Source organism: Methylophaga thiooxydans DMS010 (genome assembly GCF_000156355.1).
GTDB classification, from domain to species: Bacteria; Pseudomonadota; Gammaproteobacteria; order Nitrosococcales; family Methylophagaceae; genus Methylophaga; species Methylophaga thiooxydans.
The window spans coordinates 244,661-262,699 of sequence record NZ_GG657897.1; the positions used below are offsets into that span (position 1 = coordinate 244,661).

Sequence of the window (18,039 nt, forward strand, 5' to 3'; positions counted from 1 at the left end):
GTTTAATAACGGCTATAAAACCCTCTGTCCGCTATTCGGGCAGGGGGTTATTTTTTTTGGGACAAGCAATAATGACAGAGCAAACATTTATCAAAGGGAAAGATCGCGATTTAGAAACCAGTATCGCGACCATGCAAGAAAAACTAAAAGCGTTTGGCTTTGATGTTGAAGAAGCGTCTTGGCTCAACCCCGTCAGCCATGTCTACTCGGTGCATATCAGGGATAAAACCTGCCCGTTAATGTTTACCAATGGTAAAGGCAGTAGTGCCAAAGCCTGCCTAGCCAGCGCCTTGGGTGAGTACTTTGAGCGTTTGAGCTGTAATTATTTTTTTGCTGATTTTTATCTTGGTGAAAACCATAGCCAGTCGGATTTTGTGCATTACCCTGATGAGCGTTGGTTTGTCTCTGAGCAAGGTGAAATCCCGGCAGGTTTGATGGATGAAGGTTTATGGGACCACTTTGATCCAGAGCGTGAGCTGACCCCGGAGAAGTTGTTTGATACTAACTCAGGTGCCGGTGAACGTGGAATTTGTGCCGTGCCTTATATTCGTCAACGTGATCATAAAACGCTTTATTTTCCGGTCAATGTGATTGGCAATATTTACGTCAGTAATGGTATGTCTGCCGGTAACACCTTGAACGAAGCGCGGGTGCAGGGTTTGTCTGAAGTCTTTGAGCGTTATGTCAAAAACCGCATTATTGCAGAAGGACTTTGTCTGCCCGATGTGCCGCAACATGTGATTGATCGCTTTCCCAAGATCAAAGCGGCTATCGCCGAACTGGAGCAGCACGGCTATCACTTGAAAGTCGCTGACGCCTCATTAGGCGGTCAGTTTCCAGTGATGAATGTGACATTGATCAACCCGAAAGACGGATCAGTGTTTGCCTCGTTTGGTGCCCATCCGAGCTTTGAGGTGGCATTAGAGCGAACCGTAACAGAGTTGCTGCAAGGTCGTAATCTGGACCAGTTGGATGTATTCCATCCTCCGACTTTTGATATGGATGAAGTGGCCTCACCCCAAAATCTGGAAATGCATTTTATCGACTCCAGTGGCTATATTTCCTATGACTTTTTTAAGCCGACCCCTGACTATGCGTTTTTCGATTGGGATCATGATGCACCCACCTTTGATGAATACGGTTACCTGACCGATCTGATTCATAAGCTCGGCTTTGATATTTACATTGCCGACTATGAGCATTTGGACGTGTATGCCTGCCGTATTCTGGTGCCGGGCATGTCTGATATTTATCCAGTGGATGAGTTGCTATGGGAAAACAATAACGAAGGCGCGTTATTCCGCGAGGCCTTGTTATCACTTAAGCAGGGTAATCAAGACCAGTGGCGTGAGTTGTTGATTGATTTGGAAGACGGCGGCTATAACGATCATACGCCAGTGGCCCAATTTATTGGATTAGCACCGGATCCCGGTACCTTATGGGCAAGCGTCAGGCTAGGCGAAATCAAACTGATGCTGTGTCTGGCTTTGCAGGATGATCAAGCGTTGGAGTGGATCGACTGGTGTTTGTCGTTAGGACAGGGTGATGAAGCGCAGTTACGTTTTTATCGTTGCCTGAAAGCGTTGTTAGATATCAAATGGGATGACGCGCGAGACTATGCTGATTATCAACAAGGCTTATCGCTGATGTATGGTGAGCAGAACGTCAATGTGGGTATCGATATCGTCGAAGCCAACACCGTGTTTTTCGGTTTACATACGCCGGGGCTGAGTTTAGAAGGGTTTGAACGCCATAATGCCTTATTGGCAGGCTATGAAAAGTTGCAACGAGCAAAGCAACACTACTGGAAAGGTGCGCAGCTGAAAAGCTAAATCAAAGACTTAAAACGCTTTTTAAAATTAACACTAACACCTTTGCAAAAATTGCTGTATATTTTCACGCTTCTTCTCGAAATCGTTGCTTTGCAGCACGGTTCAGAAAAAACTGCGGAGCGGTAGTTCAGTTGGTTAGAATGCTGGCCTGTCACGCCGGAGGTCGCGGGTTCGAGTCCCGTCCGCTCCGCCACTTTTTCTGCTTCAGCTATCCCTTAAATTCACGCCTGTTTGTTGTTTCTATTAGCCGCTATAATTTGCTATTTAGACTCTTGCTAGCGCCATGACTTCTACGCAAATACATAAATGGCAATTTTGGGTTGATCGCGGTGGCACGTTTACCGATATCGTCGCCAAAGCGCCTGATGGCGTTTTACACACCCACAAGCTTTTGTCTGACAATCCAGAACAATATCAAGATGCTGCGCTAGCAGGTATGCGATTTTTATTGGGTTTAAAGCCTGATGCGTTGATTCCGGCCGAGCAGGTGAGTTCGGTCAAAATGGGCACAACGGTTGCTACCAATGCGTTGTTGGAGCGCAAAGGTGAGCCAACAGTATTTGTTACCAGCAAGGGCTTTAAGGATGCGCTTGAGATCGGTTATCAAAACCGGCCTCGCTTATTCGAACGGCATATTCAACGACCAGAGTTGTTATATCAGAAAGTGATTGAAGCCAATGAGCGCATCAGTCATCAAGGTGATGTACTCACCGCACTAGACTCCCAACAGTTAAGCATCGATCTGCAGCAGGCATTTGAACAAGGACTGCGAAGTGTCGCGATTGTGTTTCTGCATGGCTATCGTCACCATCAGCATGAACAAATGGCGGAGCGCATCGCGAAACAAATCGGTTTTGAACAAATCAGTTGTTCCTATCAGGTCAGCCCGATGATCAAGTTTGTCAGCCGAGGCGACACCACCGTGGTAGATGCCTACCTGTCACCGATATTACGTCGCTATGTGGAGCAAATTTGTACCCAAATGCCGGGTGTGCCGCTTTATTTTATGCAGTCTTCAGGTGGCTTAAGTGATGCGCAGCAGTTTCAGGGTAAGGACGCCATTCTGTCGGGGCCGGCAGGCGGTATTGTGGGCATGGCCAGAACCGCAGAAATCGCTGGGTTTGGTAAAGTCATTGGCTTTGATATGGGAGGGACCTCAACGGATGTTTCCCACTATGCCGGTGAGTTTGAACGCGAGTTTGAAACACAGGTGGCCGGCATTCGTATGCGTGCGCCGATGATGCGTATTCATACTGTGGCAGCAGGTGGTGGCTCAATATTATATTACGATGGTGCCCGGCTGCGGGTGGGGCCTGAGAGCGCTGGCGCAAATCCAGGTCCGGCGTGTTATCGACGTGGCGGGCCTTTAACCGTGACCGATGCCAATGTTCTACTTGGCAAAATTCAGCCCGAGTTTTTCCCTCATGTGTTTGGCGCTGAGGCCAATAAGCCTTTGGATAAAAAAACAGTCACGGATAAGTTTGCTGAACTTTCAGGACAAACAGGCTTGACAAACGAAGCGCTTGCGGAAGGCTTTATTCGTATTGCTGTTCAACAAATGGCGAATGCGATAAAGAAAATCTCGGTGGCGCGTGGGTATGATGTCACCGCTTATTTAATGCAATGCTTTGGTGGTGCGGGCGCGCAACATGCTTGTCTGGTGGCTGATGTATTAGGAATAAAACAGATCCTAATCCATCCTTTTGCTGGTGTACTCAGTGCTTATGGAATGGGGTTAGCCGATCAAAGCCTGATTAAAGAACAAAGTCTGGATTGTGCCTTAGAGCAGGGAAATATGTCTCTTATCGGTCATGCCTTGCAAGCATTATCTAAAGAAGCTGAAATGGCTCTCAATCAACACTATGTCGATGCGGGTGACGTTGAGATTAAGCAGCGTGTGCATGTCCGTTATCAAGATAGTGATACGGCCTTAATTGTGCCTTTTGCTGATCTGACCTCGACCAAAGCAAGCTTTGAGTGCGCCTATAAGCAGCAGTTTTCATTTTTGATGACAGAAAAAGCCTTAGTCGTTGAGATGGTGTCGGCGGAAGTGGTATTAAAAACCTCAGTTATACAGGAGCCGGATCAGCCTTTAACAAGCAATAGAACTGTCGAGATCGATGAGACGGTTGATGTCTATATGGCTGGGTGCTGGCAGCAAGCTGGGTTACTTCGGCGTGATAGCTTACAAGCGGGTGACGTTATATCGGGTCCGGCTATTTTAATTGAAAATAATTCGACCACGATCATTGAGCCTGGATGGACCGCCAACATTTCATCAAAACGCCATGTGTTACTCCAAAAACAAGCGATATTAGAGAAGGCAGAGCGAGTCAGTTTGCAAGCCGATCCGGTGATGCTTGAAGTGTTCAATAATTTATTTATGAATATTGCTGAGCAGATGGGGCTACAACTGCAAAATACCGCCTTATCAGTCAATATCAAAGAGCGTCTCGACTTTTCCTGTGCGCTGTTTGACGAGGCCGGGAATTTAATTGCCAATGCCCCGCATGTGCCGGTTCATTTAGGGTCGATGGGTGAGAGTATAAAATCGATTATCAATGCAAATCAGGGAAAAATCGAAGCCGGTGATGTGTTTTTATTGAACGATCCCTATCATGGCGGAACGCATTTACCCGATATGACGGTTATAACACCGGTGTTTTTAGCCGGGCATAGAGCACCGGTTTTTTATGTGGGTAGTCGCGGCCATCATGCGGATGTTGGTGGTAAAACGCCCGGTTCAATTCCTGCATTTTCAAGTCATATAGACGAAGAAGGCATCAGGATAGCCAATTTTAAGCTTGTTTCACGTGGCAAGCTGCAACAAGATGCATTGTTAACATTATTAAATTCAGGCCAATACCCGGCACGAAACCCGGCTCAGAATCTTGCTGATCTTAGTGCGCAGATTGCTGCCAATGAAAAAGGTGTGCAGGAATTAACGCGCATGGTTGAGCATTATGGTCTCGATGTGGTTCAGGCCTATATGCAACATGTGCAAGACAATGCAGAGACGGCCGTAAGAAATGTCATCCACCGACTCAACGATGGCGATTTTGAGGTCAGGCTCGATAATGGCAGCGTGGTTCATGTGGCGATAACCGTCGACCAACAAGCTCGCCAAGCCACTATCGACTTTAGCGGGACGAGTGCGCAGCAAAATACGAATTTCAATGCCCCGAAAGCGGTTGCCATAGCCGCTGTTTTATATGTTTTCAGAACGTTGGTCGATGATGATATTCCGCTGAATGCGGGCTGCTTGAAACCGCTGCAAATCATTATTCCTGAAGGATCAATGTTAAATCCGGTTTACCCCGCAGCGGTGGTTGCCGGCAATGTGGAAACTTCAACCTGTATCACTAATGCCCTTTATGGTGCGCTAGGTGTGATGGCTTCAGCGCAACCGACTATGAACAATCTCACCTTTGGTAATCAAAGCTATCAATACTATGAAACCTTGGCAGGAGGCAGCGGTGCTGGCGCTCTGTTTGATGAGGGTGAGCTGGTGGGTGGCTTTAATGGGACATCGGTGGTGCAGAGTTTGATGACCAATTCCAGACTGACCGACCCCGAGGTTTTGGAAAGTCGTTATCCGGTCAGAGTCATACAACATACGATTGAGACAGGTTCGGGCGGTCTAGGGCGTTGGAATGGTGGTGATGGTGCCAGAAGACGTCTTCAGTTTCTTGAGCCAATGACCGTCAGTATTTTATCTAATGGCCGTTGTTTTCCAGCGTTTGGTCTTGCTGGTGGTCAGCCGGGACAGCCGGGTAAAAACCGTGTTATCAGAGCCACAGGCGAACAAGAGGAGCTAGCAGGCTGTGAGGAAACGTTTGTGGACACGGGCGACACCATTGAAATTATCACCCCCGGCGGCGGTGCTTTTGGTGAAGCCTAAAGCTGTTGCAAGTCCGCTAAATTGATAGTCTTAATGCGTTTAATCTCCGTGGCGCTATCACGGTCTTCTTGGGTGTTATAACCCCAGTTAGCCAACAGTAATTGCACATGATCAAGACGATCATCAGTTATTACATTTATCAGCGTGGGCAGGCGATCTTCCACAAACAGAATATCGGTATTCGGCTGTGCGGCACTGAGATCGGTGAGGATCTGTTGTTTACTTAAATTACGATCGAGTCCGTAGATTTGTTCAATAGGAAAATGAATCTGGTTAGCACTTAAAATATGATCAACAAAGCGTTCTTGTTTGGTGGTGATGATCACACTTTGCTCGGTTTCAAGTTGATGCAGTTTTTCGGCGACACCATCAAATAGTGGATTCATTTTAATCCAGTTATCAAAGTCGTCTTCGATCCATTGGTCGCGGGTGGCACCAAAAGTCTGTTTCAGCTCATCAACCTCTAAGGCATCACGAATCATTAAGGCTTCAATTTGATGATGAAACGCGGACATCAAACTTTCTGTATCCAAACCCTCAAAAAGCATACGCACAATCAAAATAGACTCATAACCCGTCTCCATCACTGGTCGTACCTGACGGAACCTCTCTAGGATTTCTGCTGGGATCTGTTCAGGCATATCAGACCAGATCTGTAATGCGACTTTCCAGCCGGCAATGGCGGTTTCTACTGCGCTGTCGCACAAAACCCCATCAAAATCGAGTGCGTATAACTTATTTGTCATTATTTGGGAAAATACAATGGCGAGTAAAATCAGCGGCGTGGTTGGCAGTCCAGTCGCCCTTGGGTGTGTCTTTCATCATTTGGCACCATTTCTCGCTACCGACTTCTGGTGTACAAGCGGCGACACCAAAAACAACAAACAATATGGCAGGAAATGACAGTAATCGTGCTGTAATTGTCATGAAATGTTCCTAAAAAAATTAATCCCGTTCATACACCAAGCGACCATGGAAGATGGTATGACTGACTTGGTGGTTGAACAGCCAGCCCTCAAAGGGGCTGTTTTTACCAGCACTAACAAAGTTTAGAGGCTGGCATTCATACTCAGAGTCAGGATCGATAAGGCATACATCAGCGACAGCACCCACTTTAAGCTGGCCTGAATCAATGCCAAGTATATCTGCCGGATTACAGGTTAAGGCCGCTAACGCTTTTGGCAGGTCGATTTCATCATCTTCCACCAACTTCATGGTTAATGGCAGTAGGGTTTCGAGCCCTGAAATCCCCGCTTGTGTTTCAGCAAATGGACCGAGTTTGTCATCTTTATCAAGTGGTTGATGGTGTGATGAAATGGCGGCGATAATGCCGTCACGTACCCCTTGTTGTAATTGTTCGCGATCACGAATACTACGAAAGGGCGGCAACACATGGCTTAAGGCATCATAGTTGCCCAGATCATGCTCGGATAAATGCAGATGATGTGCGCTGACATCAGCGGTGACGGGTAAGCCTCTATTCTGTGCGTCGCGAATCAACTTTACCGCTTTGCCACTGGATAAACTATGAAAGTGAGCGCGTACTCCGGTTTGTTCAATCAGAATTAAATCACGGCTGACTGCGATGGTTTCTGCACTTTCTGGAATACCACCTAAACCCAGTCGCGAGCTAACAGCACCTTCATGCACACAACCTTGCGATTGCAGCCAGGGATCAACAGGATTGATAAACACGGTCATATCTAGTGTGGCGGCATAGGCCATGGCTCGTTGAAGAATGACACTGTTCTTGATAGTGGAAAGCCCATTGCTGATAGCCACACACCCGGCGTCTTTTAGACGTGCCATTTCAGCGAGTAATTCACACTCAAGGTTTTGGGTCATGGCACCCGCAGTCAGCACCATGGAACGGCCTGACTTTTTAGCGCGGTCTTCAATGAGTTCAACCACTGCCGGATTATCAATGACCGGGTCGGTATCGGGTGGAACGCACAGGGTGGTGACTCCACCAGCTGCCGCTGCCGCCGTTTCACTTAAGATGGTGGCGGTATGTTCTTGTCCTGGCTCTCGTAGTCTGACATTTAAATCAACCAGTCCGGGTGCGACGATTAAACCGTTTGCATCAATAACCCGATCCGCCGTGAAGTCTTCGAAGTGATCGCCTATCGCGACAATTTTGCCATCTTTGATAAATACATCATGACGGCCATCAAGCTGACTCGCCGGGTCAATCACTCGGCCATTTTTTATCCGGATCTTCATGCAGGAATCTCGTTTTGTTCTGAGTGTGCAGCCAATGCCATCGACATCACCGCCATTCTGATGGCAATACCGTGAGTGACCTGTTCCAGAATGACAGACTGGGGACCGTCGGCTACGCTGGAAGCGATTTCAACACCGCGGTTAATGGGCCCGGGATGCATCACAATCGCATCAGGTTTTGCGAGTTTGAGTTTTTCTTCTGTCAGGCCATAACAATGGTAGTATTCGCGCGCACTGGGCAACAGCGCGCCTTGCATGCGTTCCAGTTGCAGACGCAGCATGATCACCACATCGACACCTTCTAAGCCTGCTTCCATATCGTGATACACATGTACGCCCAATGTTTGGCAGTCAGCCGGCAGTAAGGTTTGGGGGCCGATGACGCGGATCTCGCCGACACCGAGCGTGGCCAGGGCTTGAATTTGTGAGCGGGCAACTCGTGAGTGCAAAATATCGCCAACAATGGCGACGCGTAGATCAGGGAAAAACTGTTTATGGCGGCGAATGGTGAACATGTCCAGCATGGCCTGCGTTGGGTGCGCATGACAGCCATCGCCGGCGTTAATCACGCTGACATGGGGCGATACATGTTGTGCTATAAATTCTGCTGCACCACTTTGGTTATGCCGAACCACAAACATATCGGTGTGCATCGATTCGAGATTGTGCAAGGTATCAAGCAGGCTTTCACCTTTGGATGTGGCAGAGGTGCTGATATTAAAATTCATCACATCTGCCGATAAGCGTTTAGCGGCTAATTCAAAGGTGGAACGGGTGCGGGTGCTGTTTTCAAAAAACAGGTTAACGATCGTTTTACCACGCAGAATGGGGACTTTTTTGACCTGACGGTGGGTGATGCCAGAAAACTGTTCGGCGCGGTCCATAATTTCCGTTAATAACGGTTTTTTCAGGCCTTCAATGGTGAGGAAGTGACGTAACTGGCCTTGTTCAGTCAGTTGGTTATTCTTCATTCACCACTCCCTTGGTGCGATACTCCAGTTGTAAACCATTGTTATTGGTTAACTTGATGTGCTGATCCTTATTCAAACTAATGCTGTCTCCAATGATATCCGCATGGATTGGCAGTTCTCGACCATTTCGCTCCATCAAAACGGCGAGGGTGACACTGGCTGGACGACCATAATCAAAGATTTCATTCAAGGCGGCGCGGGTTGTGCGGCCACTGTGTAGGACATCATCAACGAGTAATAAATGTCGACCATCCACCGCAAAGGGTAAGTCGGAAGGCGTCACCTGTGGATGCATACCAATGCGGGTAAAATCATCACGGTAATAGGCAATATTTAAGGTACCGATCGACGCATCAAAGAAGTCTGCGCCGAGAATTTCCTGCAACGCTTTTGCAATCCAGACACCGCCAGTATGAATACCGACAAGCAAGGGCTTTTTGTCGCCCAGCCGGTCGCGAATATCTGCGGCCATGGTTTCCAGCAAGTCGTTTACCTGCGATTGTGTGAAAGCAATGGTCATTATTGATTCAGCCATGATTGAAGTATAAGTTGCGCCGATAACTGATCCACGTCACTGCGCTGTCGGGTATCCATTTTACTGCGGATCCCCATTTGATCCAGTGCTTCGTATGTTGTCAGTCGCTCATCCTGCCATTCTACCGGGATATTGAAGCGCCCATGAAGTCTGTTACCGAAGCGGCGTGCGGCAGCGGTCATGTCCTGTTCGGTACCATCCATGTTTAACGGTAACCCAACGATCAGCAGTTGTGGCTTCCACTCATCGAGCAGTTTGTGAATCTGCTCCCAGTCGGGAATGCCATCCCGCGCTTTGATGGCGGTTAATGGATTGGCCGTGTGGGTTAATTCCTGACCGACAGCGATACCAATATTCTTCATGCCGAAATCAAAGCCCAATATGGTTCTACTGCTCGTCATGCGTGTCCTGTTGTGTTGGACATCAGGTTAATATCAACACCAAGTAGTTGTGCGGCTGCTTGCCAACGCTTATCGGCGGGTGTGTCGAACAATAAATCGCGATCCGCTGGAACCGTTAGCCAACTGTTTTTGGCTAGCTCTTGTTCCAGCTGTCCAGCTTCCCATCCGGCATAACCGAGCGTGACTAATGCATGCTCTGGACCATTATCACTGCCAATCGCTTCAAGAATATCGGTTGAGGTGGTCAGAAAAATATCATCAGCCAGTTGCAAACTGGATTTCCATTCCGAGCGCTGTTGATCGTGAATCACCATACCCTGGCCTTTTTGTACGGGCCCACCAAATAAGACGGGGGTGGTTTTGAGTGAATCAGCGTGATTTTCGATTTTTAAGTGGTTGAGCAGTTCTTCCAGCATGACCCGGGTAGGGCGGTTGATAATGAGCCCCATCGCGCCGTTTTGGTCATGCTCGCATAAATACACCACCGACCGATAAAAGAAGGTATCGGCTAAGGTTGGCATCGCGACCAGAAAGTGGTTTTGTAATGTTGATTCCATCTCGCTCCTAGAAGAAGGTAAAGCCAACCTGGAACAATCGTTCTACTTCTTTAATATAGCGTTTATTAACTAAAAACAAGATAACATGGTCTTCAGACTCAACAATGGTGTCGTGGTGGGCAATCATGACTTCCTCGCCACGCACGATTGCGCCTATGGTGGTACCCGGCGGCAAATCAATTTCATCGATGCGGCGTCCAACCACCATTGATGAACTGCTATCACCGTGAGCAATCGCCTCTAAGGCTTCTGCGGCACCACGACGTAACGAATGCACGGCTACGATATCACCGCGGCGAATATGCGCCAAAAGGCTACCGATAGTCGCTTGCTGTGGTGATAAGGCAATATCAATACTGCCACTCTCTACTAAATCAACATACGCGGCGCGGTTAATCAGCGACAAAACTTTAGTGGCACCAAGACGTTTTGCCAACATCGCTGAGAGAATATTAGCCTCATCATCGTTAGTCAGAGCACAGAATAAATCGACCTTATCAATTTCTTCTTCCAGTAATAGCTCTTCGTTGGCGACGTCACCGAGCAATACAATAGAGTGGGCGAGCTCTTCTGATAAATATTCAGCCCGATGCGGGTTCGCTTCAATTAATTTGATGTGATAATTTTTTTCAAGCGCTTTAGCGAGGCGCGCACCAATGTTGCCGCCACCAGCCAACATAATGCGTTTGTAGGGTTTTTCCAAACGACGTAATTCACCCATAACGGCGCGAATATCTTTGCTAGCTGCAATAAAGAAGACTTCATCATCCGCTTGAATCACGGTATCCCCCGTCGGGGTAATCGGACGGCCTTCGCGGAAAATGGCTGCGACGCGTGTTTCTGTTTTCGGAATATGTTTACGCAGATCTCGCAGAGGATGGCCAACCAGCGGGCCGCCGTGAAAGGCTTTTACCGCGACCAGTTGAATTTTGCCATTGGAAAAGTCGAGCACTTGTAAAGCATTGGGGTGGCTGATTAAGCGTTGAATATATTCGGTGACGATCTGCTCAGGGCTTATCAGCATATCGATGGCGATAGCCTGCGGGTTGTCTCTGTCAAATAGCTGAGGCGTCGACAAATATCCGGTGGAACGGATACGTGCGATTTTGGTGGGGGTGTTGTACAGCGTATGACAGATCTGACACGCCACCATATTGGTTTCGTCACTGTTGGTGACCGCTAATAAAAGATCGGCATCTTCTGCGCCGGCACGGGCCAGCACATCAGGATGCGAGGCTTCGCCCTGAATGGTGCGGATATCATAATGATCCTGCAATTTCAGCAGGTTGCTGTTATCGGTATCGACCAGCGTGACATCATCGTCCTCACGCGCCAACGTGGCTGCGACAGAGGCTCCGACTTGTCCTGCACCGAGAATCAGTATTTTCATATGACGTCCTTAAATCTGCTTGGTGTCGATACCAAGAGAACGCAGTTTACGATAGAGATGCGTTCGTTCCATCCCCGCCAGTTTGGCTGCTTTGCCGACATTACCGTCTGTTTCTTGTAACTTCTGCAATAGATAAATACGTTCGAATTGCTCTCGGGCTTCACGCAAAGGCAGATCGAAATTGATTGCATCATCCCCTTCCGCAGCGGCTTCCGCTTCAGAGTGCAAGGCCTGCTCAATATCGACAACATCTATATCATCACTATCGCTTAACAGCAGTAAGCGTTGAATAACATTTTTTAACTCGAGCACATTACCGGGCCAGTCATGATTTCTCAGGCGGTTTTGTGCCGCAACGGTGAAACGGCGGTAGGGTAGTCCCGCCTGTGTTGTCTGCAAATCGACAAAGTTATGCACCAGCTCAGGAATATCTTCAATATGATCTTTGAGCGCCGGGATCGCAAGGGTAATACTGTTGATTTGATACAAAAGCCCTTCAAGGAAGTCGTTATTATCCACGGCTTTTTGTAAAGCAAACTGGGTGGCACAGATCAGTTGGCAGCTATCTAGCTGCTTGCTTTCCAGCAAGTGAAGTAACAAGGCTTGTGCATCATCATTGAGTAAAGCGAGATCATTGATATAAATGCAGTTATTCGCCGCTAATGATTTTATCTTATGGCTATCAAGCGGAAAGCTTTCAGGGCTGAGCTCGATAAATTTGCCATCGGCATAATTCCCCAGGCTATGCAGGTAATGCGCGAAGCAATGTTTGCCTGCGCCGCCTTCGCCGACGAGCAAGATAGGCATGTCATGGCGTGCAATTCGTTCTACCTGATCGCGCAGTAGCTTCATTTGACTACTTTTACCAACCGGTACCTGCGACAACTCGCGTTGAATTGCGACTTGTTTGGCGCGATTTTCCAAAGCCATTTCCACACCGCGCAATAATTTTGCTGTTGATAGTGGTTTTTCAATAAAGTCGCTGGCACCAAGCCGCGTTGCTTCGACCGCTGTTTCAATGGTGCCATGCCCTGACATCATAACGATGGAGACGGCTTTGTTTTGTTGCTTAAATTCTTTCAGCAGCGTGATGCCATCGATATCCGGCATCCAGATATCGAGCAAAATCAGATCGGGAAGTTGCTTATTGAACGCTGTCTGCGCTTCCTGTCCATCGGCAGCAACACTGACCAGATAATTTTCATCTTCCAGAATGTCCTTGATAAGCTCACGAATATCGGGCTCATCATCCACAACTAGAATCAGTGGTTTGTCAGTACTCACGACCGAACATCCTCCAAGGGTAATCTAATAATTATACTGGTTCCCTCGTCACCGAGGTTTTCAGCCCACACATCACCACCGTGTTCTTCAATGATCTTTTTGACAATCGCCAAACCGAGACCGGTGCCTTTGAATTTGGTGGTGGCATAAGGCTCAAATAGTTTATCAATAATCGGCTCAGGAATGCCCGGACCATGATCCCTGATGGTAATTTCCAGCCAATGCTGATTTTTTATTTCAATCGGATGGTAACTAATCACGATATCGACAGCTTGTTTCGCGTCCTCACAGGCTTCAATCGCATTTTTCAGTAAGTTATGCATCACCTGACGAAAGCGATTGGCATCGATGCGTATAAGGATATCGTCGCGGCTGTTAAGCAAGGCAAACTGATGGTTTGGATTGCTTTGATAAAGTGTCAGCAGCTCACGAATCAAACCACCGATAGAATGTGTCTGCATTTGTAGTGCCGGGGAGCGAGCATACTCGGAAAATTCGTTAACCATTTCTTTCATGGCTTCAACTTGCTGCACAATCGTGCCAGTGAGTTTGTTGACAGTATTAGTTTGATCAGCAGGCACCAGCGCGCTGTATTTTCGCTGTAAGCGTTCTGCTGATAACTGAATGGGAGTCAGCGGGTTTTTGATTTCATGTGCAAGACGGCGCGCTACTTCTCCCCATGCTGCATTACGCTGGGCTTGTAATAAAGCAGTGATATCGTCAAAAACGACGACCCAACCAGCATGGTTCGGTAGGCGAGTACCATGACAAATTAGCGTTTGATTGCCCTTTGTTTTTTGTAATTCAATTTGTTGTTCCCAGCTATCTGCCTGACTCGCGCAGTCAGCGACCATTTGGCAGAAAACCTGGGTATTCGCATTGAGCTGGGCGAGTTTAGCTAGAGGGCTGTCCAGTCTTTGCTGAAGATTGATACCCAAAATTTTACTACTGGCGTTATTCGCCGTATGTAAGTACAAACGTTTATCAATGGTCACCACACCGCTCGACAAGCTACCGAGTACGGTTGTCAGGTAACTGGTTTGCTGCTCAAGCAAGCGGTGACTGCGTTGTGAGGCATTCCGCGCCTGTGTGAGGCGTTGGGTCATTTGATTAAACGATCGCACCAAAAAGCCGATTTCATCATGGCCTGAGGCGGTCAGTTTCATATTGAAATTACCCGATGCGACGGCCTGTGTGCCTTCCGCTAATTCCTGAAGCGGTTCCACGATGCGGCGAGATATCCATACAGCAAACCAGATTGATGCCAGAATGGTTAAAAACACAATCAGGCTCAAGGTTAAAGTGAAGATAGTGATTAAGGGCTTACGCAGATAGTTAAGCTCTTTGTAGTCAGTATAGGCTTTCTGAACGGTATGCCCTAGCTCACTGAGACGATCATTGATGGGGAACAAGACATTTAATATACGCTCTTCGGCTAACACTGATTTTCGCGGTATCTTCACCGTCGCCCGCAACTGCAGATCATCATTTTCAGTAGGATCCAAGCCGATATAATCTTCACCTTGCTGAATTTGTCGCATAATGGCGTCATTAGGTCGGTTGGGAACCATAATCGTCGGTGTTTCGATACTTGAGGCGACGGGTTGACCATCCATTGCCCAGACACTTAATTCCAAGGCACCACTTAATTCATTGAGCTCTCGCAAACTATGCGACAGACGTGAATCGGGTAACTCGCTCATCACACCCGCCATCATGCGGGTTTGTCTAAGCAGCGTACGCATTCGTATGCCAAAAGAGGTGCGGCTTAACTCTAGCGAGTCATCGAGTGCCTGCTCTACTTTTACGTCAAACCAGCTGTTAATACCACGGTGCAAGAAATGTATTGAAAACCCATACACAATGGTAGTGGCGACTAAAATCAGTAATACAAACAGGCTCACCAACCTTATTGTTAGACGTGATCCTGCTTCATGTCGTTTAAAGTCGCGATATAGGCGATACAGGCTGCGAGCTAAAATGGCAGCCAATAAAAACAAGCTGGCGATACCGACACTGAAAATAACCAGAAACAAATCATTGAGTCGCGAACTGTCTTGAGTGGCGGCACTAAGCAAATAGGCCATCACCAATAACAGCAATGCGAGAGAAAAATAGGGTGCAGTGCCGGAGCTGAGCCGCTTAATAAAAGCTAAGGCCATACGGCTCGCACCCAGGGACTTGTCAATTGCCACTTGCTGGAGATGATTGCGCCAGGGCGCATCGGCGTTGGCAACGCATTAAGATCCAAACCACTGCGAATTCGCAGAATCAAATCATCGGTATCGTCGGTGTATTCTGGCGGCACGGTGAGATCGGTTATCTGCCCTAGAGCCGATAACGCGCCGTCTAAATTAGGGAAGTTCTGCTGATGATCGGTGTCCAGTGACACAATGACGTATTGTTCTGACAGGGCATGAAAACGTAGCTGATAACGCAGTTTAGTACGCCACAAGGTGGTTTCCCATTGCCAGAAATCAGCAAAAATAGGAAACGTTTCATTTAATTCCAGCTCTTGGAAAAACGTAATAGGCACACCATTTTCTAGTGCTTCTATGACCCGCGGGGTCAACGGGTAGTCGACCTGTGCACTGATAACGTAACCATTACCAATTTGATGAACTTTAGGATAGTTGACGCTGAAAATGGTCGCATAGGCGCTCTGGCTGAATAACAGCAGTAGCAATACGCTGTTAAAGAGGCGTTTAGCGACGACGTAAGCAGGCATAATAAAAACCATCCATGACATCATCACCGGGCAGGCGTTGATAACCATAGGGTCGAGCCGTTGCCGGTGCTTGCTCAAAACGTAGTTCTTTGGCATCCGGGTGGCGTTGAAGAAAGGCTTCAATTTGCTGCTCATTCTCTTTTTTGAATGCAGAGCAGGTAGTGTAAACCATCAGGCCATCTGCTTTCAGTAATGGCCATAGTTTGTCGAGAAGTTGCTGCTGGGTATGTGCCAACGAGGTAATATCTTCAGGGCGCCTTAATAGCTTGATATCAGGATGACGACGAATCACACCACTGCCTGAACAAGGGGCGTCAATTAAGATACGATCGAATAACTCACCATCCCACCAAGCATCAGTGTCTGATGCATCCGCTGCTTTGAGTTGAGCGCCTAATTGCAAACGAGACAGGTTTTGCTCAATCTGTTTGAGCCGCTCGGCTGATATATCCAAGGCGACCAGCGTGTTGTCAGGATGCTGTTCCAGAATATGGCAGCTTTTTCCTCCTGGTGCGGCGCAGGCATCAAGAATGTGTTGATCTGGCTGGATATCAAGCATTTTGACAACCAGTTGTGCGGCGCCATCTTGTACTGAAGCCATGCCTGTTTCGAAGTTGGGCAGGGCGTTTACATCATAGGCTTTGCTTAATAACACACCATCGTCGCAATCGCGTAAAGCGGTAGCGCCGATATCTTGCTGCAATAATTGCTGCAGGTAGGTTTCACGTGAAGCCTGTTGTCGATTAACACGCAGCATCATCGGAGCTTGCTGATTATTGGCTTGTGTAATTTGTTGCCAATGATCAGGCCAATCGCTTTGGTATTGCTGCAATAACCACTCAGGGTGTGCAGTACCAGCCACAGGGTTGTGTTGGAGTTGCGCTTCTAATTCGGTGTGTTGACGTTGGTAATTTCGAAGGCAGGCATTAAGCAATCCGGTTGCCCATTGTTTGCCAAGTTTTTTTGCGGCATTCACTGTTTCTGAGATGGCTGCATGAGAGGGGGTACGCAGATCGCGTAATTGATAAAGGCCGGTCAAGAACAGCGCGGCAATATCAGCATCTTTATTTTTGAATGGTTTTTTTAATAACTGATTACCAAGAAAAATAAGCGTTGGATGCAACCTCAGCACGCCGTAGCAAAGCTGTTGATAAAAGCTGCGTTCGTTATCATTCAATTGCGGTAAAAACGCTGCCATCACCACGTTGAGCGAACGGTGCTTAAGTTGAACCTCAGCAATGGTCAAGGCAGCGGCTGAGCGAGCGCATAAAGAACGTGTATTGTTAGCCAAGGTGTTCGCCGACCTCTATTGAGTTTGCATTCAGAAAGTCGGTCACAGGCATGGCGCGTTTGCCGGGTACTTGCAGTTGTTTGATGCGAATCACGCCTTTTGCCGTGGCGACATCAATGCCTGTCTTACTCACAGCAATTATGTCGCCAGCGCTGGCGTCTGATTTGATGTCGATATGCTCTGCTTGCCAGATGCGGAAGGTGTCACCTCGCCACACAGTTTGGGCCACAGGCCACGGGTTGAAAGCATTAATTTGACGAGACAAGGTTCCAGCAGGCTGCTGCCAATCAATAACCGCTTCTTGTTTTTGCAGCTTTTCTGCGTAGCAGCTATGAGTATCATCTTGCGGTTTGGCGGCTTCCTGGAAGGTATCGAAGTCATCTAGACAGTCTAGTAAGGTTTGGGCGCCAAGTTTTGCTAACCGGTCATGCAGGTTTTGACTGGTATCATTTGAACTAATATCACAGCGTGCTTCTAACAAGACGGGGCCGGTGTCTAAACCCGCTTCCATCTGCATAATACAAACTCCGGATTGCGAATCGCCAGCCAGAATCGCTCGCTGAATCGGTGCAGCACCACGCCAGCGTGGCAATAATGAGGCATGCACGTTGATACAACCGAGCTTGGGCGTATCTAAAACGCGTTGCGGCAATAAGAGGCCATAAGCAACCACAATCATCAGGTCAGCCTGATAATCAGCCAGTGTTTGAATGCTGTTTTCTTGTTTGAAGTTGAGGGGTTGTTCAACAGGAATGTTATGTTCAAGCGCCAGTTGTTTTACCGGACTTGCCGTCAGTTTTCTGCCACGGCCTGCAGGTCTGTCTGGTTGTGAATAGACAGCACAAATCTCATGTTCGCTTGCCAGTAATGCCGCTAACGTCTCGGCTGCAAAAGCCGGTGTTCCGGCAAAAATAATGCGCATGGCA

Annotated in this window: 15 protein-coding genes and 1 tRNA gene; 3 read left to right on the forward strand and 13 right to left on the reverse strand. The window is 47.9% G+C overall.

Annotation, left to right across the window (positions count from 1 at the left end):
• The first annotated feature begins 71 nt into the window (after positions 1-71).
• The 3 genes from ycaO (at position 72) to MDMS009_RS08115 (ending at position 5,733) form a co-directional block, all read left to right on the forward strand.
• Entirely contained in the window at positions 72-1,832 is a 1,761-nt protein-coding gene (gene ycaO, locus MDMS009_RS08105) for a 30S ribosomal protein S12 methylthiotransferase accessory factor YcaO (protein WP_008290932.1), read from the forward strand.
• Between the two features lie 116 nt (positions 1,833-1,948).
• Positions 1,949-2,025 (forward strand) — tRNA-Asp (locus MDMS009_RS08110).
• A 90-nt stretch (positions 2,026-2,115) separates the two neighbouring features.
• Entirely contained in the window at positions 2,116-5,733 is a 3,618-nt protein-coding gene (locus MDMS009_RS08115; protein ID WP_008290930.1) for a hydantoinase B/oxoprolinase family protein, read from the forward strand.
• Here the strand turns inward: MDMS009_RS08115 and MDMS009_RS08120 are convergent.
• From MDMS009_RS08120 to fmt, 13 genes are read right to left on the reverse strand one after another with little or no spacing between them, the layout of a single operon-like run.
• Positions 5,730-6,479 carry an HAD family hydrolase gene (locus tag MDMS009_RS08120; protein ID WP_008290968.1) on the reverse strand — a complete coding sequence of 250 codons (750 nt, stop codon included), beginning with the start codon at positions 6,477-6,479 and terminating at the stop codon, positions 5,730-5,732. The genes MDMS009_RS08115 and MDMS009_RS08120 overlap by 4 nt on opposite strands.
• Positions 6,469-6,660, reverse strand: a complete 192-nt coding sequence (locus tag MDMS009_RS08125) for a DUF3012 domain-containing protein (RefSeq protein WP_043888067.1) — start codon at positions 6,658-6,660, stop codon at positions 6,469-6,471. Before MDMS009_RS08125 ends, MDMS009_RS08120 begins: the two co-directional genes overlap by 11 nt.
• Before the next feature lie 18 nt (positions 6,661-6,678).
• Positions 6,679-7,956, reverse strand: coding sequence for a dihydroorotase (locus MDMS009_RS08130; RefSeq protein WP_008290879.1), 1,278 nt, complete (start codon positions 7,954-7,956; stop codon positions 6,679-6,681).
• Complete coding sequence (locus MDMS009_RS08135; protein ID WP_008291161.1) at positions 7,953-8,927, reverse strand: aspartate carbamoyltransferase catalytic subunit; 975 nt, start codon at positions 8,925-8,927, stop codon at positions 7,953-7,955. The genes MDMS009_RS08130 and MDMS009_RS08135 overlap by 4 nt, the downstream gene beginning before the upstream one ends.
• Positions 8,917-9,462, reverse strand: a complete 546-nt coding sequence (pyrR, locus tag MDMS009_RS08140; protein ID WP_319946224.1) for a bifunctional pyr operon transcriptional regulator/uracil phosphoribosyltransferase PyrR — start codon at positions 9,460-9,462, stop codon at positions 8,917-8,919. The genes MDMS009_RS08135 and pyrR overlap by 11 nt, the downstream gene beginning before the upstream one ends.
• On the reverse strand, positions 9,447-9,863 hold the full coding sequence (ruvX, locus tag MDMS009_RS08145) for a Holliday junction resolvase RuvX (RefSeq protein ID WP_043888068.1): 417 nt from the start codon (positions 9,861-9,863) through the stop codon (positions 9,447-9,449). Before ruvX ends, pyrR begins: the two co-directional genes overlap by 16 nt.
• Positions 9,860-10,420, reverse strand: coding sequence for a YqgE/AlgH family protein (locus MDMS009_RS08150; RefSeq protein WP_008291139.1), 561 nt, complete (start codon positions 10,418-10,420; stop codon positions 9,860-9,862). The genes ruvX and MDMS009_RS08150 overlap by 4 nt, the downstream gene beginning before the upstream one ends.
• Before the next feature lie 7 nt (positions 10,421-10,427).
• On the reverse strand, positions 10,428-11,810 hold the full coding sequence (gene trkA, locus MDMS009_RS08155; RefSeq protein WP_008291005.1) for a Trk system potassium transporter TrkA: 1,383 nt from the start codon (positions 11,808-11,810) through the stop codon (positions 10,428-10,430).
• Between the two features lie 9 nt (positions 11,811-11,819).
• Positions 11,820-13,094, reverse strand: a complete 1,275-nt coding sequence (locus MDMS009_RS08160) for a sigma-54-dependent transcriptional regulator (protein ID WP_008291126.1) — start codon at positions 13,092-13,094, stop codon at positions 11,820-11,822.
• Complete coding sequence (locus tag MDMS009_RS08165) at positions 13,091-15,256, reverse strand: sensor histidine kinase (protein ID WP_008290924.1); 2,166 nt, start codon at positions 15,254-15,256, stop codon at positions 13,091-13,093. Before MDMS009_RS08165 ends, MDMS009_RS08160 begins: the two co-directional genes overlap by 4 nt.
• Entirely contained in the window at positions 15,247-15,822 is a 576-nt protein-coding gene (locus MDMS009_RS08170) for a DUF4390 domain-containing protein (RefSeq protein WP_237700497.1), read from the reverse strand. Before MDMS009_RS08170 ends, MDMS009_RS08165 begins: the two co-directional genes overlap by 10 nt.
• Positions 15,800-17,113 carry a 16S rRNA (cytosine(967)-C(5))-methyltransferase RsmB gene (gene rsmB, locus MDMS009_RS08175; protein ID WP_081443606.1) on the reverse strand — a complete coding sequence of 438 codons (1,314 nt, stop codon included), beginning with the start codon at positions 17,111-17,113 and terminating at the stop codon, positions 15,800-15,802. The genes MDMS009_RS08170 and rsmB overlap by 23 nt, the downstream gene beginning before the upstream one ends.
• On the reverse strand, positions 17,106-18,035 hold the full coding sequence (gene fmt, locus MDMS009_RS08180; RefSeq protein ID WP_008291008.1) for a methionyl-tRNA formyltransferase: 930 nt from the start codon (positions 18,033-18,035) through the stop codon (positions 17,106-17,108). Before fmt ends, rsmB begins: the two co-directional genes overlap by 8 nt.
• Positions 18,036-18,039: the final 4 nt, after the last annotated feature.